Raw genomic sequence first — 19,895 nt, forward strand, 5'->3', positions numbered from 1 at the left:
CTCCCGTGGACTCCCTGGACAACGGGCTTCTGCAACTGGAAGCGTGGCTGGAAATTGGACGCCGATGATGGCTGGTTTTTCGAGGCCGATTGACAGCACCGGAAACGGCAACTGCGTTTCCAGCCAGTCGAGATGCTCGTAGACGCCGTGCGGCTCCCATTCGGTATCAGCGAAGATCGCGCAGTCAGGCATCGGACCGACCTCTGCCGTCGCCGCCATCAGGGCCAGCGTGGTGGACTGGACCCCGGCGCCGAGGCTCAAGACCCGAAGCGGTTGCGTGGTGGTCTGGCTCACTTCGCGCCCTCCGCCTGTGCCGCGTCCCTGCGGGCCTTCTCGGCGCCGGGCTGCCACCGCATGTCCAACGCCGCCTCGATGGCGTGGAGCGCGCGTCCAGACTTAACTCCGATATCCACTCCATGGTCACCGTCCAGCGCGTAGTGGTAATCGGCGATGGCCTGACGGATCGGGGCGAGAGGGTCAGCCGACGGCGCAGGCGGCGCAGGCGAGGCGGCCTCCAACTCCTCAATGCGGGCGGCGGCTTCCAAGGCAAGTTTCGACGCGGGGAAATGCCGTTCGAAGAAGTCCTTTCCGTCGAGAAGCCCGGCCCCGTCGTTGACAGGGATGCGGACAACGCCGCGCAGGCGCTCGATCAGCGTTGCCGGGACAGGTGGCTTTTCGGTCATCAGCGGCCCTCCCCGGTGTGCTGGCGCGCGGCACGGAGGGCGGCCCGAGCGGCATCAACGCGGGGCTGGATGGCCTCGGCACACCCCTCCCAGCGATGGTCACGCTTGGCGGCGTCCCGCATGTTGCCCTGCGCGATGGCAACGTCGATGAGCAACTGGTCCAGCGCCTTCACCACCTCTCCCACCGCGTCGGCCGGATGGGGCTGCTGCGGGAGGGCGGCGCCAGGGGCCGGGGGCGAAACGTCCCAGCCGTGATGCCACGCGAAGGCGCAGTAGGCGGCCACGTCGCGCGGGTCGCCCTTGTGGACGTGGCGCAGCAGTTCGGTGACCAGTTCGTCGCGCCAGCCGTCACGCGACCAGTTGGCCGTCCAGCCGTACTTGATCTCGGACAGGCGGAGCTTGGCAGCCACGGCCTCCGCGAAGGCGGTGACCAGCTTGGCCGTGTCGGGATGCAGGCCCTGCGGAAGCGGGATGTAGCCGATGGGTAGGGCGTCCTGCGGCGCGGCGGCAGGGACAGCCCGCGCTGCTGCGATCCATGCGGATCGGCTCCTGTCACTAAATGAAGCCCACACGCTTTCGGCGGTGTGGCGGGTTTTGTGCGGATGGTAATCCTGCCAGTGAGCCCACGCGATGGCCTTCGCCCGCTCGGTCACGTCCTGGCCGGGCTGCTGCGCGTCCTTGAGGGCGGCGGGGCCGTCGTACCAGAACTGCGATCCCCAATCCGCGAGGATGGCGTAACCGGCCTCCATGGTCGGGGCGTCGTAGAGCTTCTTCAGGAAGTCCTGAAGGTCGCGGGTCTGGTCCTTCCAGAAGGTGGCGTCGGTATCCTGCGGCTGGCCGGGGGCGGAGGAGGAGGGGGCGAGCTTGTCGCGGATCAGCCGCGCCGAATGCCTGTAGGCGATGGAGGCCATCTTCCCGCCCTTGGGGTTGACGGCCATGCCTTCGAGGGCGGTCGCAAGCTGTTCGGGGGTGATGGTGCGGTTGCTGTCGGTCGTCATGGCGGTCACTCGGCGGGGGTGGCGCGGGCGATGGCGACCCGTGCCGCGACAATGTGCTCGTTGTCGAGCGGAATGCTCTCGCCACGCCGCGCATGGAAGAGGACGCATTCGGTCAAATCGTCCAATGCGGTCAGCAGGTCCGGCGCGGCGGCGATCAGGCGGGCGTTGGCTTCCGCCGGAAATGCGTCCGGCCAGTGCGGGGCCTTCTCGATCACCCGCGCAATCGGCGCGTCACCAGCGGTGGTGTCGGCCTGATCCTGCGGTCGGCGACCGATGCAAAGGCCTCCCCAACCGCGCATGTTGACGACGTACCAGGGGCCGGGGGTATGCTTGCTCATGGCTCAATCCTCCCGCGCGTCGTAACCGGCGATGTCGCAAACGCCCTCGATGAACTCGTAGGCGGCGACGATCACGCGATCGCACTGGGCGATGGTTTCGGGGCAGGTTATGCGCTGGGCGGAAATGAACTCGCCGCAGAAGGCCAGCAGCCGGGCCGCGCGATCATCGGTCGTCGGTGTCTCCGTCACCCCCAGCATGGCGTCGATCTGCTCGGGGGTCTCCAGGGCGTCAAACGATCCGCTTTCCGAAAGCACCATCGTGTAGCCGCTGGCGAAATACTGGGCGATGCTGTCGGCGTTGATGCGGCGGCGCGTGCCGTCCTGTGCATCGGTCAAGGTGATGAACTTGCTCATGATGCGCTCCTGCGCTCTGCGTGGCCGGTCGGACCGGACGCGGTTGGTGGGTTCAGCAGCCGGCGCGGTGCGCCTCGGCGTCCATGCGGACCAGCGCCAGGCCGAGCGCCGGCAGGCTGGGGATGTCGTCGCCATCGGCGGGCTCGGTCGCCGGCCGCAGGTGGTCGAACCGGTGCCGCTCGACGACACGGCGGGTCTGCGCGATCTCGCGCGAGCTGGGGCGGCGGGTCATTTCGCACCGCCCTTCAGTTCGGCGACGCGGCCGTCGATGAAGTCCGACCAGTCGGCAAACACGTCGTCCGGCATCGCCTTGATGATCGCGGCCCGCTCGGTCTTGAAGGCCGTCAGCGCGGCGATGTCGGCGCACTTCCCGGCGCCCTCGCGGAGCGCGGCGAGCGTGGCCGGCCAGTCGGTGGCGGGCTCGTCGGCCTGGGCGCCCGCCGGTGCGCTTCCCTCGATCACCTCGCCGGTTTCCGGGTCGTGCGGGGTCTCGTCCTGGCCATCGTCCTCGTCGTCGGCGTCATGCTCCAGCATGGTCGGGGTGACGAACGCGGCGAGTTGGCCCGCGGCAGTCTGGGGCGCCGGGGCGGGGAGTGCGGTCGCCTCGCGCCGCTTCTCGACCTCGTAGAGCGCGTCGTCCCGGTGGATCGTCCGCTCCAGTTCCTCCGACATCGGGAGCCGCTTGGCGAGCCGGCGCAGGACGGTCTTGCGCGCCATCTCGTCCCACCATTGCACCCACGGCCCCGAGTCCTTGCTGCGGCTGACGGAGCGCACCTTCTCCACGGCGTTGCGGTCCATCACCTCCAGCGACCGCTCGCCGTCCTTGGTCACGCTGACGGCATAGACCCCGATGATGGGGCCGCGGTCCTGGCCGAGCTTCGGCGGCTGGTGCGTGACGGTCGGCTCGAAGCCAAGCTCGTAATGGAACTCGTCGTTGGCGTAGACGCAGAAGGCGTCCAGCACCTTGATGGAGCCGCTGTTGAAGGCCAGCTTCCGGATGCCGCGGACCATCGGCATGTACTGGACCTTCTTGAGCCACACCTCCTTGCCGTTGCGCTTTTCCTTGGTGTTGAAGATCACCAGGGCCGCCTCCTTGCCGTTCGGCACGAGGCCGTCAGCAGCGCACTCCAGGCAGGAATTGAAGAGGGACCGGCGGTCAGCATCGACCAGATCCGGATTCTTGGCGATGGCGGTCATGACGATGCGGGTGAACCGCTCCGGGGTGACGTGCGCGGGCAGCACGGCGGCGAGCTGACCCTTCACGGCGTCCTTGGAGAACTCCGCCTGGAGTTCCTTGACCGGATCGCGTTGGGCGACGGCGTTGCTCATGATCAGATTTCCTTGATGGTGAGGGCGCCGCGGTACGGGCCGTTCTTGCCGTTCGCGTAAACCCAAGTCAGGTTGAAGCCGCTGGCCCTGGCCCGGATCGTCTCCGGGGCGTCGCCGAGCCGGCGCGTGATCTGCGCCTTGATGGCGCTGCGCTTCGCCTCGCGGGCCTTGATGTCGACGTCCTCGCGCAGGTACTCCGCGCACAGGATCGGCAGCTCGTTGTCGGTCGTCAGGTCGAGCGGTGCAGCGCGGGTCTCGGCGCCCAGCAACGACAGCTCGGCGACCGTGTCGAAGTCGGCGACGTCGAGCGGCGGGGTCTCGTCCTCGATGGCCTTCCAGAACGCGGCGACAGCGGCCTCGATGCGGGCGATGGTCGGCTCGTGTCGGGCGATCTGGCCCCGGTAGAGCTTGTTCCCGCCGACGCAGGCGACGATCCAGCCATGGTCGGCCCGCGCCCGGCCCTCGCACGCGATCTGGTGCATCAGCTGGAGCGTGATGTCGATCGGCGGCGCGGTGATCTGGTCGCCTTCAACCTTCCAGAGGTCGCGGAACACCAGATAGTCGACGTTCTTGATCTCGACCGGCGGCAGACCGGCTGCGTGTTCCTCGAAATCCCGGCTGGCGCCCATGCCGGCGACGGTCGGGTGGCGCAGGTAGCGGTGGACCTTGCGCAGCGGCCACGGGGCCCAGCGGTGCGCGGCCCACGCGGCGATGGCCGGCTCCAGGAACTGCCCGGCCTGGACCCGCTCGACTCCGTCAAGGTCGTCGGCCGGCAGCACGCCGCGCTTCTGCCAGTACAGCCGATAGCCGGTGGTGTGGCGGCTGACGCAGCCCAGGCACTCGGCGCCGGGGGGCGGGACCTCGAACATGTGGAGGTAGGCCAGCGAGCCGTTGACCAGGCGCCACAGGTAGAACAGGCTGGCGACCTCGCTGCCGCCGATGTGCTGGGCGCGCAGGGCGTGCCAGTCGGCGCGGTCCTTGGGGACGATGGCGTTCATGCCGACACCCCAAGGCTCTGGAGATGCCAATAGACGCGAGCGCAGGCGCGGACGTCGACCATGGCGTCGTGGGCGCCGTCCAGCGTCTCGCCCCAGAAATGGGCGACGCACTCCTTCAGCTGCGGCGGCTTCGGCTTGTTGAAGCCGGCAGCCAGCATCTTCGGCGTCGGCGGCAGGTTCACGATGCGCAGGCATGCCGCCATGGTGCAGAACTTCGGCAGGTTCTCGCGCGACGGCGCCTTCTCGGCCCGCTGGTAGGCGATCCGCACCAGCCGAGCGTCGAAGTCGATGTTGTGGGCGACCAAGGTCTCTGCCCGCTCCAGCAGCGCGTTGAACTGGTCGAGCGCATCGGCGCGGGGAACCCCCTCGTCCATGGCGCGCTCGTAGGAGATGCCGTGCGTCTTGAACGCCTCGGCCGGCATCGTGTCGTAGCCGTCGGGGCGGATGATGACGTTCATGCTGCCGGCCTCGGCGTCCGGGCCGGATTGCAGCAGGGCCGCCAGCTGGACGATGTGCGGCTGGCCGGGGGCGGAGGACGGCGACCGCCAGATGGGCAGGCCGGTGGTCTCCGTGTCGAAGGCGAGGATCATGACAGCTCCGCTCAGTAGGAGATCTTGACGGCGGGGACCTGCCCCTTGGCGATGGCGGCGATGATCGCCCGGGCAATCGCTTCGGCCTCGGCGGCGTTGCCAGAATGATCATTCGACATCGCGACGATCAGCGCCTCCATGGCGGCGCGGTTGATCCGGCCCCGGTGCGCCTTGTCGGCCTCGCGCTTGCGGGCGGCCTCTTCCTCGGCCCGCTTCTGCGCCTCGGCCCGCTGCCGCTCCCGCTCGACCGCCGCGTCGGCGTCGCGCTTCGCCTGCTCGATGGCGGCCAGCCGGTCGCGCTCGGCCTGGGCGGCACGCTCTTCCGCCGCGGCCTTCTCGCGCTCGACCTGCTGGCGCGCCTGCTCGACCCTCTCGAGTTCGGCGGCGGCGGCACGCTCGGCTTCCTGGCGGGCCTCGTCGGCGGCGCGCGCCTCGCGCTCCTTCGCCTCCCGCTCGGCCTTCTCGGCAGCCTCGCGGGCGGCGCGCTCCTCGGCCTCCCGACGCAGGCGATCCAGCTCGGCCCGCTCGGCGTCGCGCTGCTGGGCGGCGGCCAGCATCGCCTCCAGCTTGGCGACCGCGTCGGCCTTGGCGGCGTCGGCACGCGGCGTGAATTCCTGGAACGTGCTGGTGGCGATGGCCTGGGCGATGGTCAGCCGGTCGGCAATGGCGTCGGTGGTCGGCGTGCCATCGAACAGCGGCAGAAGGCCGATTTCGGCGAGCGCCGCCTCGTGACCCGCGACGCGCGCCTTCTCCGCATCCTCGAACTCGGTCAGCGGGGCCCGGAAGTCCTTCTGCAAAGCCTCCAGGCCGTCCCAGAAGATGTTGCGGATCGCCTGGATGCCGTTGGCCTTCTTCTGGTATTCGTCCTTCAGGCTCTTGGCGAACTTGTCGGCCGCCGTCTTGCTGCTGGCGATCTTCGCAGCCATGGAGCGGATGTTGTCCCGACCCTTCTGGGTGCTGACGTCCCGGTCGATCAGCATGATCTCGGCGCGCAGGCCGGCGACGATCTCGGTCGCCTTCTCGGCCGTGAAGATCTCGGGCGTCAGGTCGGCGATGATGGCGAGGCCCTTGCCGGGCGCGGGGCGGTCGATGGTGGCGGTGTCGGTCGTCATGACGCGTGGGTCTCCTGTTCCCAGCCCTCTTCCAGGGCTTCGAGGTGCTCTTCGAGGCTGGCCACTTCCTCAGCGGTCAGCGTGACGGGTTGGTGCCGCTCGGCCGCCCAGCGGATGTCGCGGCGGATCGGCGACGGCGTGTGGGTGTGCGGGGTCATGTGGCCTCCTGGGCGGCGGCGCGCTGTTCGAGCGTCGGGACGCCATCGCGGGGAAAAACCAGCCGTCGGCCATCGGTCAGCGTGGCTCGCACCAGCCCCTTGCTAAGGACCGTCTCGGCGATCAGCGGGTGGCCGGCCAGCGTTCCGGCGGCGGCGGAGAAGCCCTCATCACGCAGCCTGTCGAGCAGCGTCTCGGCGGTGTCTACCGACTTCACGCCCTGCTCGATCAGCATCCGCATGACGTTGGATTCGGACGTGCCCCAGTGGACGGCGAGGGTTTCGATGCGGGCGACCAGCCATGTCGGCAGCGCCACGTTTTTGCGCGGGTTCTTGGTCGCCATGGCTCACGCCCTCCCGAAGCCCCGCCCGACCTCGGCCATGGCGGTGTAGGCGTGCTGGAGGTCGTCGAAGCGGCCCAGCGTCCGGCCGGTCGGCAGGTGGACCAGGGCGACGTCGCCGCCGTCCGGGTGGATCCCGAAATCCCCGAAGACGCAGCCCTGCACCAGCAGCAGGCCCTGGGGGGTGGCGACCAGATACCGGGCGGCGCTGAGGTCGTCGCGCCCGGTGACGTCGGTGTTGAGGGTGGCGGACATGGTCAAGCCGCCCCCTTCAGCGCGTCGATGTTGGCGCGCTCAACGCGGAAACTGATCGCTACCACCCACGGGTTGGCGTCCCAAGCATCGGGGCCGTTGATGCTGTTCCAGAGGCGCTGGAACACCTCCTGATAGGAGCTGCTGCCGCAGCCAGAGACGCAGTAGCCGGCCGGATCGGGGAAGTAGGGATGGCGGCAATCCCAGTCGTGCAGACCGTTGACGACGCCCTCGACCTCCGCATCATCCTCACTGATGTCCTGCAACCGCTCGACCTTCACGCCTTCGACGATCAGCGTCAGGCGGCTCGCCCAGCGCGGCATGTGGATGGAGGGCTTCCATGGCCCGGTGTATTGGGCGCAGCCGTGCTCCTTGTGATGCAGTTCGCCGTTAGCATAGGCCAACGTCGATCCATCGGCGGCGTATTCCACACCAAGAATTTCCGGATAACCGTAGGCGTCAGACGTGGCGAAATTCTCCCGCACCCACAGCCGGTCGCCGGGCTGGACTTCGCGCCACGGGCTGTCTCGCCTGATCTTGGTGGCGAGAGGCTGATTGCGCTGCGACCGTACGTCCTGATGCGCCAGCCTCCGCGTCTGCGTCTTCCGGCCGTCGAGCAGGGCGCGCACCATCGGCGCGCTGAAGATGATGGGAATGTCGCGGGGCATGATGGTTCACTCCGCAGCCGCCGGCAGCCGCCGGGGCGATTCGAGTTCAGCGAGCGCGGCCGCAGCGAGGCGCCACGCGGTGAAGGACTGGGCCAGCCACTGGAGCTGGTAGCGCTGGATGGAGCCGTCCCGGACCCGCGCGCAGGCCGCGCCCAGCGCGTTGCGGTAGAGCCGGGCGTCGGTGTCGAGGCGGTTCCGCCGGTCGAGCAGCCGCAGGGCGCCGGGGGCGTTCTCCAGCGCGTAGAGCGACCGCCGGAACTCGCGAGCCGACAGGCCGGCGCGCAGCAGTCCCTCGAACTCGGCGGCGGTGACGGCGCGGCGACCCATGGCCTCTACTCCGCCGCCGCGAACAGTCGGCCAGCCTGCCGAGCCCGGTCGAGGGTGCGGGAGAACCACGCCTCCGCATCGCGGCTGCCCAGCAAAATCCAGCGGCGGGCGTCGGCGACCAGAACCCCGGCCACGGCCGGCGACACCTCGGCGGTGTCGATCACCAGCCGGTCGAGATGCACCCACGCGATTCCGTCGAGCACCTCCAGGGCGAGCCCCGGCGCGCCGAGCGGGATGGTGGCGGCGATGAGGTTCATTTGCCGTCTCCGGAGGCAGCCAGCCAGATCAGGGCGACCAGCAGGCTGGCGAGGATGGATGCGAGCGCGAGCAGCACGGTCACGCCACCTTCTCGGCCAGCACCTCAGGCTTGCCGGGGCGGACGCGGTCGAGCAGGTAGCAGCCACGGATCCCGTCGAGGAAGATGACGGCGCTGTGGCCGCTCAGGACGTAGGCCGAACTGCGGGTGATCGTGTGACGGGTCTCGCCGGTGTCGAGCCGGACCACAACCGGCGAGCCGATCGGGTGGTCGGCGTTCCATGCCTCGACTTGGGCCTGGAGTTGGGAGAGCGTGGGGCGACGGCTCATGGCTCAGGCCGCCTCCTGCTTGACCGCGTAGTAGCGGCCGTCGCGGCACTCCAGGCCGAGGCCCGACTCCCGGCAGGCCTCGCCGAGCGTGCCTCGGCACTCCTTCCAGCCGACGGCGTCGAGCATCTCCTCCAGGGTGACGCCCTCGGGCCGGCTGGCCAACTCGACCAGCAGCGCGCGCTTCGTCTGCTTGCGCTGTTGGCGACGGTCCGCCTTCCGGCCGGCGATCAGCGCGTCGATCTGCTCGGGTGTTTCGGCGTAGTAATTCGCGCTGTCGTGATCGATCAGCAGGACGCGCGATCCGCCTTTATTATTGGCGGTGTACCATGTGATGTGATCGGCGTTGACGCGGTCCTTGTTGCCGTCCGTGTCGGTCAGCGTGATGAACTTGGGGGTGGGCATCGGGGATCACCTCGGGTCGAGGGGGAAAGGGTCGAGGGGCCGGCGATCTACCTCACGCGCCGGTGCCGGCCAGGGGCCCGACCTCGGTCCTGCTGATGCAGTTTTCCCGGTCGGGCTGGCGCCGCGGCACCCTCTGACGCCCCAAGGCCGGCGACGGGCTTGCACCGTCCACCAGCCTGGAGAGGTGGCCGCCCCCCCCCCCCCCCCCCGCCGAGGGACCGGCCCGATACACCTGCCGCAATGAGCCTTTCATGGTTGGTGGATGGGGATCGGGCCTTGCACCCTGGTGGACGGCCTCCGCCGATGGGTTCGGTTGCCGGAGCCGCCGCACGTCGGTGGCAGCTCTGGGAACCGGCCGGCGGCCGGGCTGGGGTTAGGGGAGTCTCCACTGCGCGGGCGGGATGTGGGCACCGAGCGAGTAGTCGGTAGCGGCGGCCTCTTCGTAGCGGACCATCTCCTTGTCCTGGTCCCAGGTGGTTGGAACCATCTCACCGGTGATCGGGCTCTTCATTTCGACGGGCATTGTTCCGAAAAGCATGTCGTCGATCCTCTTGGAAAGGAGCCGCCGACCCTCTGAAGGCCGGCGGCAAGTCGGTCCGGGAAGCGCTGCGCCAGAGGGACGCGGTGCGGGTGGAGCGCCGAAGCGCGAAACTCAGGCGGCGGGGGGCTGCCAGTCGGGGCGGCCTTCGCGCTGGACGTGGTCGGGGTAGATCTTCAGGTCGGCGATGGTTTCGACCGGACCGCTGTAGATGCACCCGCCAGCCCCGTTCGCGTGGAACTCGCCAGCATGGATCAGACCGCCACGGAGCCCGCCACCGATGCGGCCTTCGGCGCAGATGGCCGTCTTCATGAGTTCGGAATATTCCTTGGGGTTCATCGGGGCCTCGGGGTGGGGTGGTGAAGAGATATTCGCGTTTTTACGCGATATCGTCAAGATTAAAAATCGCGTTTTTACGCGACTGCATTTCGATGGCTATCGGCTCAAACTGCATCGGTTGCGTTGAGCAGGAAACGCTCGCGCGTTCAGCGTCTGAGGAGGGAATGATGCGGAAATGGATTGTGGTGGCCGGGCTGGTCTTGGTCAGCACGGCTTCGCTGGCGGACACCTACACCAGGGGGTACGTGCGCCGCGATGGAACCTACGTGCAGCCGCACTTCAGCACGCCGCGGAACAGCAACCCCTTCGATAACTACTCCACCCGGGGGAACGTGAACCCCTACACGGGGCAGGCTGGGACCGTGAACCCCTACGCCGCGCCGGCGAACCCCTACAGCGGATACGGCAGCCAGCAGCGGACGCCGTGCTACGGGCTGAACTGCCGGTAAGGCGCAAGCGCCTTCAGCGCCCCATAACCGGAGGCAATGATGCGATCCACCCTCATGCTCGCCGCCCTGGCAATCGCCTACTGTCACGCCGCCCAGGCCGCAGAGCCCGCGCCGGGGAAGATAATTGCTGCCGGAATCGGCGGGGCCGTCATTGGCGGCATCTTCGCCGTCATCTACCTGCTTCGACGGCTTGTCGGGAGATGGCTTGAGGCTCGGCGCAACTCCCCATGAACCGCTTCCAGAGGCTCGACCGCAAGGTGATCACCCAGCAGGAGCACGACGAGCGGCGGCGGGCCATCTTGGGGAGTTTGTGAGCATGGCTGACCCATCCGACCCACCCGACAACATCGAACCCCTCGCCCGCGCGATCACGGAGCAGATCGCTCGCCGGGTGCCGTCGACCGAGGCGGAGATCGCCGCCTGGGTGGATGGGCACTGGCATTGCGCGGCGGCCGAGCTGGAGGCGGGGTTGATCGACGAGACCGGCGCCAAGATGCCCGGCTACACGGTCGAGGCCGGGTTGGCGGCGCTGCGAGAACGGTCGGCTAGGCTGGCAAGATGATGATAGGAGAAATAAAAATATATATGGAGACTATTCCATGCCAAACGCCTCTCTTAACTTCCAAACTCCATCATCGGTAAGTACGTGTGCGATGATCTCGATACTCTGTAGCTCATCACTACCACGCTGCTCATACAAAAAGTACCCACTTGTATCAGCCAACTCTTGCCCTGAAAGCTCAATTTTCCGGTTACTAAGCGGCGAGAGGCACAAAACTCGATCATTATCAATGTTTGTGCTGAAATAGTATCCTTCCATCTGAAACCTCCCGGAGAGATAATGTTAAAGCCCAAAACACACCGTGAAATGGCAAACCCACAGATAACCGCCCGCTTTCTTGCCGATTATATGGCAGCATCTGAAACCGCTAGACGCACCATCATCAGAGGGTGCAAATATCGGCCAATTGCCCGCCTCATACAGCACGATGAAGCCAAGGCAACCATAACAAATTTTATCCTTGATGAAACCATAAATCTTTCAAATATACTTGAGAGAGCACATCAAATAAGAAATAAAATAGCCGAAAGCGATTTTGAACGAGAACTTTTTCAACATAATGCTGATTACATAGAAACTTTTGCTAGTGTGTACGATAAAATCAATCTTCCGACCGCAGAAATTGGGCAGTCAGATCGAGCGCAACCTATCACTTTGAGCGGGACAAGAGTAACTATTGATTTCAACTTTAGACTTCGTCGTGTGACCAGAACAAACAAAGTGAAGGTTGGGGCAGCCTCATTTCGGTACTCAAAAGGAAAAGCACTTCCCAAGGAAGTTGCCAATTGGCAGAGCGCTTTCACGTACGGATACCTGAACGCCATTGGCGTTGATGAAAGCACCGAGGTTGAGCAGGCACTGTGCCTCACCATAGACGCGGTCACGGGCGCCGTTCATGCGGCCCCTGGGGACTCAGTCCGTTGTTTCAAGAACATGGAAGCAGCGTGCGCCTCCATTGCCGATCTCTGGCCGAACATAAAGCCGCCTCCCAAGGCGGTCCTGTAAAGGCAATCGCAAAAGCACCCCAGCCCGCCCGCACCCGCCGACGGGCTTTTCTGTGCCCTCACGCCGCCTTCCCCGGCCACGGCCACGGGCCGGCGTATTCCAGGTGCGGAGCTTTCGTGCCGCTGGCCGCGCCGCACGACAGGTTGCGCGGCTCCCCGAGGTGGATTCCCTCTGCCATGCCGCTCGCCCTGATGATCTCGTGCGCCTGGTCGGGCGAGGCCGCGTAGGCGCGGTAGACGACCGTCGGGAACTCGTCACCCTCGGCCGCGTAGCCCCGCACGCCGAACAGCATGACGCCCTCGCCCTGGGCGCCGTACAGTTCGGCGCTCGACTTGTACCTGCCCTCGGCCATCATTCCCTCCCCCGGTCCCGAGCCTCTGGATAGCCGGATGAGGGGTTGGGGTGCCAGCGACAACGGAGCGGGTCAGGCTGTTGCCCCAGCCTCTCCTGACACCGAGGCGTGGGCGGCGGCATCGACCGGATGTCCGCCGTTCGCCAGCGGGTTGCCAAAGCCATGCCCGGCGGCTGCATGGCCCGCCTCGGTAGCCGCTGCCCGGTAATAGCCGGCGACGAATGACCTGACGTCACTGGACAGATTCTTCGTTGATTGAGCGGCGATGCGGGAGATCAAGGCGTTGACCCTCATTCCCTCACGGTGAGCGATCTCATTGAGCGCGCTCCACATGAGGGGCTCCAAGCGCATGGATGTGCGACGCCCATCAATCGTCACGTTTCTCGCAATTAGGCTCATCGCTATCCCCGATCCAATTTTTTGGTGACGTTCGTATGATTTTCCCTCAATGGTAGAGGCCGAGGCAGTGAAATCCTTCACAGCTTCGGCCTGTGCCCATAACCATTGCATTTTCGAGAAATGCATACGGGGCTGTTCCGCGAGTTGTGGCCGCTCGTCACCATGCATTGGCGACTCCATCGGGAGCCGCATCAATGCATGGAGACATCAATGCACAGCTTTTCTTTCGACGCTCCCATTCGTCTGGCCGATTTTCCCGTCGCTTCCGGCCCGCTGGAAGGCTTGCTGACGGCGGCTCGCGATGCGCTTTGCGCCTCCGCGGAACAGGTCGGCGTGACGCTATGGATCAATCCGGACATGGAGGGGCTGTTGGAGGTCAACGCCCGCGCCATGGTTGAGGGGAGCTGGGACGCTATCCTGCCGGCGGCCTCGCCCCGTTGCCGAAAGCTGGACGCCAGCAACGCCTATTGGATCGACGGGCGTTCGCCGGAGGGCGAGACGGTCACGGTGCAGGCCGGGTTGCTCTACGACTGCCGGGAGCGCTCGCTCGGGCAACGCTTCGTCGACCTGACGGTGTTCTACGACGAGCCGACGCTCCAGGCGCCGGCCGGTGAATGGTGTGAGGTGTCCTCAGAGGCTGCGCTTGGCCTTGGCGGACGAGTGGTGTGGACCAACGCCGGCTGGACGCATCCGGATTGGCGCCGTGGCAAGCGGGGCCTGTTCAAGACCGCCCAGCGGGCGAACAAGCTGGCGAGTTGGCTGCTGTGGCAGCCGGACGCCATGGTGTCGGTGGTCGAGCCGCACATCGTGCCGGTCTGGGCCGAGAAGCACATGGGGATCCGGTACATGGATCCGGAAACGACCATCACGTATCACCAGATCGGCAACGGGACGTTCCCGATGCACTTCGTGCTGTTCAATCGGTCGCACTTCTTCGGTGACTTGGCGATGCTCGCCATGGAGGAGGTGTCGGCCGTCGCCTAAACGCCTGGCCAATCGATGACCGTCAGCAGCGCCTGCTGGCCGGTCGGTGACGTCCAGCCGACCAGCAGGTGGCTATAGACGACCGGGTGGGCGAGTCCGTGGATGACCAAATGGTTGTAGACGGGCTCGCCCCCTTGGATGGCCTCGTCGTAATGCGTGGCGAGCTGGATCGCGTACTCGGAATAGGGGTCGTCGTCGTTGGGTTTGCCGAGCTGCTGCCTGGCCCATTCGCGGCCCAGCGCCTTGACGGTCGCGTCGGCGATGCGCCGGAAGATCAACGGCCCGCCCGGATCGGCGCTGAGAAATCCGCAGTGGTGCAGCAGTCCGGCCTCTCGCAGATCGGAGCCCATGGTGGGCGACGGCTCCAAGCGGTGGGCACGCCAGTGGTCGAGCACGGCCACCTGGGCGTCGGCCGCGACGGCCAGCGGCTGCCGGTGGATCGTCACCGTTACCTCTGCCGGCGGCAGTGGCGGTGGCTCGCCCCGCGAGCGGATGATGGCCGGAGCGCCCAACCGCAGCGTGGGCAGCGTCAGTGAGCGAGCATCAAGGACAAGTCCGGTCATTTCGCCATGCGTGGTGAGAGCGAATCCCAGATTCGCTCTACTACGGACCGGCCGTCGGCGCCAGAAACGGAATGCGACTCCGCACTTGAGGGGAGTTCCTCGGCATCCTGCTCCATAGACGACACGGCCTTCGCGAAGTGGTCGGACGCCTCGGCGGACCGGTTGTCGGCCGCCACCAGCACGCGCTCGACGAGATTGTCGAAGGTCGGGCGCACCAGTTCCGGCAGCGCGCCGAGGTCGATCGCCGCGTCGGTCGCGTCGAGGAGGTTGATGAGCCGCCGCTTGAGCACATCGGCCGGGGCGCCGCCAAGGCCAGCCTCGACAAAGCCGGCAAGGCTGAGGATTACGGCGAGGTTGTCGCGGTCCGGTCCCAGCGGCCCTCCGCCCGACAGGCGCTGCCGCCTGGAAACCGCCACACGCTCATCTACCGCCTGAGGCATGCCCTTACTCCTTGGATCGCACCTCATCCGATCATGTCTGCGATGTTATGCGCGTGCAAGATGGAGAGTTACCTGGGGCGGGCAATTTCATATAGAGCGGCTCGATCGATTACCTGCGTCTTGCCACCCTGCGCGGCAACCAGCCCCTGCTGTCGAAACTGCCGCAACAGCCGGACGACGGTCTCCCGGCGCGTTCCCAGGCGGTGGGCAACGTCGCCTTGCGTGTGCTGCACCACCCCATCGCTGCCGGCCAGATCGAGCAGCAGGGCCGCGAGCCGCTCCGGCAGGCCGAGGGCGTGCGCGCCCTCACGTTCCGCCAGCCGGCCAACGAGATCGCAGACCGCATGCAGCGCCGCCAGCACAAGAGGCGGGTGGGCGGCAAGCGCCGCTTGCAGATCGTCGCGCTCGATCCGGATTGCCGTCACGTCGGTTTCGGCAATAACCGTCGCCGTCCGTGGAGCCCCTTGGATTGCCCCGACCTCGCCGACCGATGCGGGCGCCCCCAGTTCGTTCAGCCACGCATAGCGCCCGCCGCGCGTGGTCGACACGCTGACCCGGCCAGAGGCGATCACGTACAGGCAGTCGCCAGGGCTTCCAGCACGAAACAGCGTTTGGCCTGCGACAAAACTGCGCAGTTGCGATGCATTCGCGAGGGCGGAAAGAGCAGATTCGCCAGCCCCAGAAAAGAAAGGGCAGTCACGGATTGATGCAAATCGCTCTTCTGTTTCCATCTCGAAATGCGTCAGGCAAAACATCCACCCCCAATCCGCGAAAAATCGCAGGGGGTGGAACATTTGTTCCACCTGTTTTCCTTCCATCCGCTCTCATCCCTTGGACATACTAGGGTGTGTTCAAGTGCAGGGGAAAGCAATCAGCACGAACCCTAACGAATCTGTGGCGGGTTAAACCCGCAAGAAACGTGCGGTGCGCGGAGCGGCGTGAGAAATGCGGGTGTGGTGGGATGGGCGGATGGGACAGATGGAAGAGACGAGGGGGGTGGGGATGGTTGAGGCGGGCGGCATGGAGCAGGATGCGCGGGCAGATCTGGAGGAGCGCTTCTGGTCACTATGGAATCAGCTGACCTTCTCAGAGCAAGAGGATGCCCTTACTTCTCTTCGCTTTCATCTTGAGATTTCTCAGGAACAAGACTTTCCAGAAATGGGAGGGCCTTCTCCAACTGCTCCAGCGTCAGTCGGTCAATGAAAGCCGCAGCCTGATCCCGCAGCTTCGCCCCCTTCTCTTCCTCTTCATCCGATAACACCGGAGGGAGGCGTAGAGCGTCCGGGGTAACGCCGGGTAGAGAAGCTAATTTTCTATAGGTGAGTTCATTTAGACTGTCAGTCTTCCCTTTAATAAATTCCCGAACTCCAGACTCTGACGCTTTCGTTTGTGCGCACCAATTGCTTCGGCTCGTTATAAGGCCACGCTCCTTCAGCAGCGCAGTCCACTGAACGAGCGCAAGCCGGCGCTGATCGGACGTAGTGTTGGTGGAGCTTGTCATAGCTCCATTCTCGCTAAATCGCGTCAAAACGCGACCGCGTAGAAACGCGATCTCGCACATTGACTGATCGCGTAAAAACGCGATAATGCGTGCATGACGATCCAAGAAGGCATCCACCGCGCTCGCTCCTACCTGAAGGCGCCGGGCGTCAACCGAGCCAAGGTCGCGGAAGCCGCTGGCCTGAACTGGCACGCCGTCAACAACCTGCTGAACGGTGACGCGAGGGTGTCCACCGCGCTCGCGATCGAGCGGGTCATCCCCGCCGATTTCGTGGCCCCGCCGGAGGATGGCGCCACCACTCCCCGCCCCAGCGAGGCCGCCTGATGCGTGACCTCGCCGAAGCCCTCGCCATGGCCCATGCCCTGCTGCTGCTCGCCGCCTTCTCGGCGACGGTTGGCGCATGGGCGGCGCTGCTGATTGCCGTCCCGTCGATCGCGGTCGCGGGCTTCCTGACCTGCCTCGCCGCCCGCGACGCGGCTCGATTGCCCTGACCCCCAGACGCACGAACGCCGGCCGCAGATCCCCACCCGCGCCGGCGCTCGAAGATTGGAGAACCGATGATGCCTCTCGATTCCACCTCCGACATCTACCCCGCCAAGCCCACGCCCGTCCATGGCGCGGTCGGTGAAGTCGCCACCCCCGAATTGGGCACCACGCCCCGCCGCCGGGTGCGCCCGCTGGCGCCGGTGCAGGAGGCTGTTGCCCGGCTCGCCGCCGAGGGGCTGTCCAACAAGGAGATCGCCCAAATCCGCGGCATCAGCGAAGGCGCGGTGAAGATCCACGTCAAGGCGGCGATGAAGAAGCTCGGAGCGGTCCGCCGTCAGGGCTTCATCCAGCACTTTCCGCTCGCCGGCGGCGTGCCGCGCACGATCCCCACCTTCACCGCGCGCGAGGCGCAGGTGCTGCCGCTGATCGCGGAGGGGCTGTCCAACAAGGAGATCGGCGCCCGGATCGGCATCGCTGGGGAGACGGTCGCCTATCACGTCCGCACCACCCTCGAAAAGATCGACGCGCGCAACCGCACCGAGGCGGCGCGCTGGTACGCCGCCCAGCAGCTCGCCGCCCAGGGCTGACCGATGACCGGCCCGCGTGTCCCTCATCGTGTGGAGGCGTGAACTCATGCTGCGGATGCTACGCAACTCGCGCGCGCCGTCCACGGAAAGGCTCGTTCAAAAATTGAGCAGGCAACGGGGTGCTGGGGCACGGCAGGGCCTGTGGCTGCTGCGGGAGTTCGCCGCCGACGAGCGAGGCGCGCCCCGGGCGATGCTGGCGATCCACTCCATTGTCGGCGAGACCTTCGGCGTTTCCGACGCCACCGCCCGCCGCTGGGTCGAGGGTCACCTCGCGAGCCCGCGCTACCTCGAAGAGATGCGGCAGCGCTGGGGACTGGCCTTCGTCATCCACCTGTTCGACGACGCCAGCACGCCGGCCCGCCAGGAGGCCATCTGGAAGCTGCGCCAGCTCGACGACGGCGTCGCCGCCATGGTCCGCGAGCGTGAGGCCCTGCTGGTGCAGCTCGGCGCCGATCCGGAATCGCTCTTCCGCTCGGCCGCCGCCGTTCCGCCCAGCGTCCGCGCCGCCCTGGCCGCGCGCATCTTCGCCGATCTGGTGGAGACCGAACGCCGCGCCATCCCCATCACCATCCTCGGGCGCCTGCGCGCCCGTCTCGGGAGGACATGACCCATGTCGGACACCTTCCGCCGCATGGCGCGCCTCGCCATGGACGCGCCCATGCTGACCAGGGACGAGGAGCCCACCCTGATCGCCGCCGCCCAGGCCGGCAACCGGCGCGCCGCCGACCGCGTCATCCGGGCGCACATGCGCATGGCCGTCAAGGCGGCCACCGACTTCCGCCACGCCGGCCAGCCGTTGGAGGACCTGTTCCAGGCCGGATGCGTCGGCCTGTCGCTGGCGCTCGACCGCTTCGACCCGGCGCGCGGCACCCGCTTCGCAACCTATGCCGGCTGGTGGGCGCGGTCCGAGGTGCAGGACCTCGTCATCCGCAATAGCTCCCTCGTGCGCATCGGCACCGGCGCCACGCAGAAATCCATGTTCTTCAAACTGCGCCGCGAGCGGAGCCGTCTGGAGGTCGAGATGCCGGAGGCGTTGCCCTCCGCCATCACCGAAGCTCTGGCCGCCCATTTCGGCGTTCCCGCCGCCGAGGTCGAGCGCGTCGCTGCGACGCTCGATGCCGGGGACTGGTCGCTCGACGCGCCGGTGTCCGAAGCGGGCGACGTCTCCGCCTGGGTTGAGTTGCTGTCCGACGATCGGCCGACTCCGGAGGAGGCGGTGACCGACCAGCGCAATGCCGCCGACCAGCGGCGCCAGTTGCATCGGGCGGTCGACAGCCTGCCGGACCGGGAGCGCGAGATCGTCATCACCCGCACCCTGGCCGACGAGCCGGCGACGCTGGATGCGCTCGGCACCCAGTACGGCATCAGCAAGGAGCGCGTCCGCCAGATCGAGGTCCGCGCCGTCGGGCAGGTCGCGAAGCGCGTCCGCGAGGCGGTGCTGGCGTGACCGCCGTGCCCGAGGTCGCGCTCGCCACCATGCCGGGCATCGGCGATGTCTCCGCCGACCGGATCGCCCGCATGAAGTTGACGGATATTCTACCGCTTGCCCAGACGGAGGAGGACCTCCGCCGCGTGGCCGCCATCAAGGGCTATAAGCGCGGCTGGGTGCAGCGCGTGCTGAACGATCGGGCCGCCGCGAAGGCGCACGGCTACATGCAGCGGAGGTACGGATGACCCAGAACCGCAGCCACGCCGTCATGGCGCAGCGCGCCGAGCCGCACGACAGCTTGGACTTCTTCCCGACGCCGGCCTGGGCCACGCGGGCGCTGTGCTGGCACGTCCTGCGTGAGATGTTCGGCCCCACCGAGGATATGAGCGTCTGGGAGCCCGCCTGCGGTATCGGCGCCATGGTCCGACCTCTCCAGGAGCGGTTCCGCCGGGTCTACGCCTCCGACGTTCACGACTATTCCCACCTCTGGCCCGACCAGGAGCGCGTGACCGACTTCCTCCTGCACGGCTCGGAGAGCCCCTGCATCGAGGCGCAGGGCATTGACCTGATCGTCACCAACCCGCCGTTCCGGCTGGGCGTCCAGTTCGCCCGGCGCGCGCTGGAGGCTCCGTTCGTCCGGCGCGGCGTCGCCCTGCTGGTGCGCACCGCCTTCCTGGAATCGGTCGAGCGCCACCGCCTCTTCACCGATCACCCACCGACCGTCGTCGCGCAGTTCGTTGAGCGCGTGCCGATGGTCAAGGGCCGCCTCGATCGCACCGCCAGCACCGCGACCAGCTACGCCTGGATCGTCTGGGCGCGCGGCAACACCGACACCCGCCTGCGCTGGATCCCGCCGTGCCGCAAGGCGCTGGACCGGGACAGCGACTGGCCCGCCGAAGGATCCGCAGCATGACCACCACCGTCGACATCACCCCAGGCGTCCGGTTCTGCGCTGACTGGCTGCGCGCCAAGGCGCTCAAGGCTCGTGAGGATCAGCCGACCAGCACCGGCTGGTGGAGCGCCTATTTCGAGCTGGCCAACGACCTGGAGCGCGAAGCCCGCCGCCTCGCCCGCGACGAGGCCCGCGCCGCGCAGGCCGACCTTCTCACGCCGGCGGCGGAGTAGAGAC

Annotated in this window: 38 protein-coding genes; 11 read left to right on the top strand and 27 right to left on the bottom strand. The window is 66.9% G+C overall.

Annotated elements, in window-relative coordinates:
- From J2847_RS20265 to J2847_RS20360, 20 genes are all read right to left on the bottom strand, one after another.
- Positions 1-294, bottom strand: a 294-nt coding sequence (locus J2847_RS20265) for a hypothetical protein (protein WP_459208597.1), incomplete at its 3' end; no start/stop codon positions are given.
- Complete coding sequence (locus J2847_RS20270; protein ID WP_209780660.1) at positions 291-683, bottom strand: hypothetical protein; 393 nt, start codon at positions 681-683, stop codon at positions 291-293. The genes J2847_RS20265 and J2847_RS20270, both read right to left, overlap by 4 nt.
- Positions 683-1,681 carry a hypothetical protein gene (locus J2847_RS20275; RefSeq protein ID WP_209780661.1) on the bottom strand — a complete coding sequence of 333 codons (999 nt, stop codon included), beginning with the start codon at positions 1,679-1,681 and terminating at the stop codon, positions 683-685. Before J2847_RS20275 ends, J2847_RS20270 begins: the two co-directional genes overlap by 1 nt.
- A gap of 5 nt (positions 1,682-1,686) precedes the next feature.
- Positions 1,687-2,019 carry a hypothetical protein gene (locus J2847_RS20280; RefSeq protein WP_209780662.1) on the bottom strand — a complete coding sequence of 111 codons (333 nt, stop codon included), beginning with the start codon at positions 2,017-2,019 and terminating at the stop codon, positions 1,687-1,689.
- 3 nt (positions 2,020-2,022) lie between these two features.
- Entirely contained in the window at positions 2,023-2,373 is a 351-nt protein-coding gene (locus tag J2847_RS20285; RefSeq protein ID WP_209780663.1) for a hypothetical protein, read from the bottom strand.
- 52 nt (positions 2,374-2,425) lie between these two features.
- Positions 2,426-2,605: a hypothetical protein gene (locus tag J2847_RS20290; RefSeq protein ID WP_209780664.1), complete on the bottom strand. Its 180-nt coding sequence runs from the start codon at positions 2,603-2,605 to the stop codon at positions 2,426-2,428.
- Positions 2,602-3,702, bottom strand: a complete 1,101-nt coding sequence (locus J2847_RS20295) for a recombinase RecT (RefSeq protein WP_209780665.1) — start codon at positions 3,700-3,702, stop codon at positions 2,602-2,604. Before J2847_RS20295 ends, J2847_RS20290 begins: the two co-directional genes overlap by 4 nt.
- A 2-nt stretch (positions 3,703-3,704) precedes the next feature.
- Entirely contained in the window at positions 3,705-4,700 is a 996-nt protein-coding gene (locus J2847_RS20300; protein ID WP_209780666.1) for a hypothetical protein, read from the bottom strand.
- A complete protein-coding gene (locus J2847_RS20305; RefSeq protein WP_209780667.1) occupies positions 4,697-5,290 on the bottom strand; it encodes a 3'-5' exonuclease in 594 nt (197 codons plus the stop codon). The genes J2847_RS20300 and J2847_RS20305 overlap by 4 nt, the downstream gene beginning before the upstream one ends.
- An 11-nt stretch (positions 5,291-5,301) precedes the next feature.
- A complete protein-coding gene (locus J2847_RS20310; RefSeq protein WP_209780668.1) occupies positions 5,302-6,402 on the bottom strand; it encodes a hypothetical protein in 1,101 nt (366 codons plus the stop codon).
- A complete protein-coding gene (locus tag J2847_RS20315) occupies positions 6,399-6,560 on the bottom strand; it encodes a hypothetical protein (RefSeq protein WP_209780669.1) in 162 nt (53 codons plus the stop codon). Before J2847_RS20315 ends, J2847_RS20310 begins: the two co-directional genes overlap by 4 nt.
- Positions 6,557-6,901: a hypothetical protein gene (locus tag J2847_RS20320; protein WP_209780670.1), complete on the bottom strand. Its 345-nt coding sequence runs from the start codon at positions 6,899-6,901 to the stop codon at positions 6,557-6,559. Before J2847_RS20320 ends, J2847_RS20315 begins: the two co-directional genes overlap by 4 nt.
- Before the next feature lie 3 nt (positions 6,902-6,904).
- Positions 6,905-7,153: a hypothetical protein gene (locus J2847_RS20325; RefSeq protein ID WP_209780671.1), complete on the bottom strand. Its 249-nt coding sequence runs from the start codon at positions 7,151-7,153 to the stop codon at positions 6,905-6,907.
- A gap of 2 nt (positions 7,154-7,155) precedes the next feature.
- Complete coding sequence (locus J2847_RS20330; protein ID WP_209780672.1) at positions 7,156-7,818, bottom strand: hypothetical protein; 663 nt, start codon at positions 7,816-7,818, stop codon at positions 7,156-7,158.
- A gap of 6 nt (positions 7,819-7,824) precedes the next feature.
- Positions 7,825-8,145, bottom strand: a complete 321-nt coding sequence (locus J2847_RS20335) for a hypothetical protein (RefSeq protein WP_209780673.1) — start codon at positions 8,143-8,145, stop codon at positions 7,825-7,827.
- A 5-nt stretch (positions 8,146-8,150) separates the two neighbouring features.
- The gene (locus J2847_RS20340; RefSeq protein ID WP_209780674.1) at positions 8,151-8,402 is read right to left on the bottom strand and encodes a hypothetical protein; all 252 of its coding nucleotides are present in this window, start codon (positions 8,400-8,402) and stop codon (positions 8,151-8,153) included.
- 79 nt (positions 8,403-8,481) lie between these two features.
- The gene (locus tag J2847_RS20345) at positions 8,482-8,730 is read right to left on the bottom strand and encodes a hypothetical protein (protein ID WP_209780675.1); all 249 of its coding nucleotides are present in this window, start codon (positions 8,728-8,730) and stop codon (positions 8,482-8,484) included.
- 3 nt (positions 8,731-8,733) lie between these two features.
- A complete protein-coding gene (locus tag J2847_RS20350; protein WP_209780676.1) occupies positions 8,734-9,132 on the bottom strand; it encodes a DUF3489 domain-containing protein in 399 nt (132 codons plus the stop codon).
- A gap of 652 nt (positions 9,133-9,784) precedes the next feature.
- Positions 9,785-9,982 carry a hypothetical protein gene (locus J2847_RS20355; protein ID WP_209780677.1) on the bottom strand — a complete coding sequence of 66 codons (198 nt, stop codon included), beginning with the start codon at positions 9,980-9,982 and terminating at the stop codon, positions 9,785-9,787.
- 67 nt (positions 9,983-10,049) lie between these two features.
- Positions 10,050-10,220, bottom strand: a complete 171-nt coding sequence (locus J2847_RS20360) for a hypothetical protein (RefSeq protein ID WP_209780678.1) — start codon at positions 10,218-10,220, stop codon at positions 10,050-10,052.
- 554 nt (positions 10,221-10,774) lie between these two features.
- On the opposite strand from J2847_RS20360, the gene J2847_RS20365 reads away from it, so the two are divergent.
- On the top strand, positions 10,775-11,020 hold the full coding sequence (locus J2847_RS20365) for a hypothetical protein (RefSeq protein WP_209780679.1): 246 nt from the start codon (positions 10,775-10,777) through the stop codon (positions 11,018-11,020).
- Positions 11,021-11,050: 30 nt separating this feature from the next.
- Here J2847_RS20365 and J2847_RS20370 read toward each other — a convergent pair whose 3' ends face one another.
- Complete coding sequence (locus tag J2847_RS20370) at positions 11,051-11,278, bottom strand: hypothetical protein (protein WP_209780680.1); 228 nt, start codon at positions 11,276-11,278, stop codon at positions 11,051-11,053.
- A gap of 21 nt (positions 11,279-11,299) precedes the next feature.
- On the opposite strand from J2847_RS20370, the gene J2847_RS20375 reads away from it, so the two are divergent.
- Positions 11,300-12,025 carry a hypothetical protein gene (locus J2847_RS20375; protein ID WP_209780681.1) on the top strand — a complete coding sequence of 242 codons (726 nt, stop codon included), beginning with the start codon at positions 11,300-11,302 and terminating at the stop codon, positions 12,023-12,025.
- A gap of 58 nt (positions 12,026-12,083) precedes the next feature.
- Here J2847_RS20375 and J2847_RS20380 read toward each other — a convergent pair whose 3' ends face one another.
- Together J2847_RS20380 and J2847_RS20385 are read right to left on the bottom strand one after the other, a co-directional pair.
- On the bottom strand, positions 12,084-12,377 hold the full coding sequence (locus J2847_RS20380; protein ID WP_209780682.1) for a hypothetical protein: 294 nt from the start codon (positions 12,375-12,377) through the stop codon (positions 12,084-12,086).
- A 72-nt stretch (positions 12,378-12,449) separates the two neighbouring features.
- A complete protein-coding gene (locus J2847_RS20385; protein WP_233474667.1) occupies positions 12,450-12,944 on the bottom strand; it encodes a ribbon-helix-helix domain-containing protein in 495 nt (164 codons plus the stop codon).
- Positions 12,945-12,986: 42 nt separating this feature from the next.
- Here J2847_RS20385 and J2847_RS20390 point away from each other — a divergent pair, with 42 nt between their 5' ends.
- Positions 12,987-13,760, top strand: coding sequence for a hypothetical protein (locus tag J2847_RS20390; RefSeq protein WP_233474668.1), 774 nt, complete (start codon positions 12,987-12,989; stop codon positions 13,758-13,760).
- Here the strand turns inward: J2847_RS20390 and J2847_RS20395 are convergent.
- From J2847_RS20395 to J2847_RS20410, 4 genes are all read right to left on the bottom strand, one after another.
- Positions 13,757-14,323, bottom strand: coding sequence for a hypothetical protein (locus J2847_RS20395; RefSeq protein WP_209780684.1), 567 nt, complete (start codon positions 14,321-14,323; stop codon positions 13,757-13,759). The genes J2847_RS20390 and J2847_RS20395 overlap by 4 nt on opposite strands.
- On the bottom strand, positions 14,320-14,763 hold the full coding sequence (locus J2847_RS20400; protein ID WP_209780685.1) for a hypothetical protein: 444 nt from the start codon (positions 14,761-14,763) through the stop codon (positions 14,320-14,322). The genes J2847_RS20395 and J2847_RS20400 overlap by 4 nt, the downstream gene beginning before the upstream one ends.
- Before the next feature lie 68 nt (positions 14,764-14,831).
- Positions 14,832-15,581, bottom strand: a complete 750-nt coding sequence (locus J2847_RS20405) for a Crp/Fnr family transcriptional regulator (RefSeq protein ID WP_209780686.1) — start codon at positions 15,579-15,581, stop codon at positions 14,832-14,834.
- A gap of 287 nt (positions 15,582-15,868) precedes the next feature.
- Positions 15,869-16,264, bottom strand: coding sequence for a hypothetical protein (locus J2847_RS20410; protein WP_209780687.1), 396 nt, complete (start codon positions 16,262-16,264; stop codon positions 15,869-15,871).
- A 93-nt stretch (positions 16,265-16,357) separates the two neighbouring features.
- Here J2847_RS20410 and J2847_RS20415 point away from each other — a divergent pair, with 93 nt between their 5' ends.
- The 8 genes from J2847_RS20415 to J2847_RS20450 all read left to right on the top strand — a co-directional run bounded on the left by J2847_RS20415 (position 16,358) and on the right by J2847_RS20450 (position 19,891).
- Complete coding sequence (locus J2847_RS20415; RefSeq protein ID WP_209780688.1) at positions 16,358-16,588, top strand: hypothetical protein; 231 nt, start codon at positions 16,358-16,360, stop codon at positions 16,586-16,588.
- Entirely contained in the window at positions 16,588-16,755 is a 168-nt protein-coding gene (locus J2847_RS20420) for a hypothetical protein (RefSeq protein WP_209780689.1), read from the top strand. Before J2847_RS20415 ends, J2847_RS20420 begins: the two co-directional genes overlap by 1 nt.
- Before the next feature lie 66 nt (positions 16,756-16,821).
- Positions 16,822-17,337 (top strand): LuxR family transcriptional regulator, encoded by a 516-nt coding sequence (locus J2847_RS20425; protein WP_209780690.1) that lies wholly within the window; start codon positions 16,822-16,824, stop codon positions 17,335-17,337.
- A gap of 103 nt (positions 17,338-17,440) precedes the next feature.
- Positions 17,441-17,944, top strand: a complete 504-nt coding sequence (locus J2847_RS20430; protein WP_209780691.1) for a hypothetical protein — start codon at positions 17,441-17,443, stop codon at positions 17,942-17,944.
- Positions 17,945-17,947: 3 nt separating this feature from the next.
- Entirely contained in the window at positions 17,948-18,784 is an 837-nt protein-coding gene (locus J2847_RS20435) for a sigma-70 family RNA polymerase sigma factor (protein ID WP_209780692.1), read from the top strand.
- Positions 18,781-19,011 (top strand): hypothetical protein, encoded by a 231-nt coding sequence (locus J2847_RS20440; protein ID WP_209780693.1) that lies wholly within the window; start codon positions 18,781-18,783, stop codon positions 19,009-19,011. The genes J2847_RS20435 and J2847_RS20440 overlap by 4 nt, the downstream gene beginning before the upstream one ends.
- Positions 19,008-19,679 carry a DNA methyltransferase family protein gene (locus tag J2847_RS20445; protein ID WP_209780694.1) on the top strand — a complete coding sequence of 224 codons (672 nt, stop codon included), beginning with the start codon at positions 19,008-19,010 and terminating at the stop codon, positions 19,677-19,679. The genes J2847_RS20440 and J2847_RS20445 overlap by 4 nt, the downstream gene beginning before the upstream one ends.
- Positions 19,676-19,891 carry a hypothetical protein gene (locus J2847_RS20450; protein WP_209780695.1) on the top strand — a complete coding sequence of 72 codons (216 nt, stop codon included), beginning with the start codon at positions 19,676-19,678 and terminating at the stop codon, positions 19,889-19,891. The genes J2847_RS20445 and J2847_RS20450 overlap by 4 nt, the downstream gene beginning before the upstream one ends.
- Positions 19,892-19,895: the final 4 nt, after the last annotated feature.

It is taken from the genome of Azospirillum agricola (genome assembly GCF_017876095.1).
GTDB classification, from domain to species: domain Bacteria; phylum Pseudomonadota; class Alphaproteobacteria; order Azospirillales; family Azospirillaceae; genus Azospirillum; species Azospirillum agricola.